This is a genomic window from Peribacillus sp. P4_C12 (assembly GCF_056402095.1).
In genome coordinates this window covers 1-648 of sequence record NZ_JBFUIB010001122.1, presented here as the reverse complement: position 1 = coordinate 648, position 648 = coordinate 1, and the positions used below count along the sequence as shown (strand labels likewise).

Below are 648 nucleotides of genomic sequence, written 5' to 3'. Positions count from 1 at the left end.
CGCCATACCTGAAATGCAGCTAGCGGAATAGTAGCAGCTATTGCACATACAGCAGCGATAATCATATAGACCCACAGGATCTCACTTGGACCGAGAACTGCAAGTTTTCCTTCTAAATCCTTAATAAGCAGTTCATATATATCCTTTACGAATATGAAACTCAATATGAAGAAAGCAACAAAACCTATCAGAGTTTTTATAATTCTGCTTCGGAGTTCCTCCATATGCTCAATAACGTGCGAATCCTTGCTTTCCATATTTGCTCCTCCTTTTTTGGTCACTTTGCGTACAAACCAATAGCCCCCCGAGTGGTGGCAAGTATTTCAATAATATAGCTTGAAGAAAAAAAACGCGGAAATACTATTTAAGCTCCGTCTAGACTGAATTTCTTTTGAACTTGTTGGCAACAACTATTACAATATTGACATACAAAGAAGCAGACGAGTCTCCCCGCCCGCTATCTCATCATTCCTATTTATCCCTCTTTTTTAACAGCTGTCACTTCAGACTTACTCTCTTTTTCTTCCTCTTTATCTGAATCAGATACTAATCCTTTGGTTGCACCTTTGAATTCTGATAAAGTGCGTCCAAAAGCCCGACCGATTTCCGGAAGCTTGGAGGGTCCAAAAATGATTAGAGCAATAACGA

Annotated in this window: 2 protein-coding genes; both read right to left on the bottom strand. The window is 39.7% G+C overall.

Features of this window, described 5'->3' with window-relative positions; genetic code table 11:
• On the bottom strand, window positions 1–257 hold a 257-nt coding region (locus AC1DUW_RS31710), incomplete at its 3' end, for a twin-arginine translocase subunit TatC (RefSeq protein WP_477644560.1).
• Between the two features lie 218 nt (window positions 258–475).
• Window positions 476–648, bottom strand: a 173-nt coding sequence (locus AC1DUW_RS31705; protein ID WP_477644561.1) for a twin-arginine translocase TatA/TatE family subunit, incomplete at its 5' end; no start/stop codon positions are given.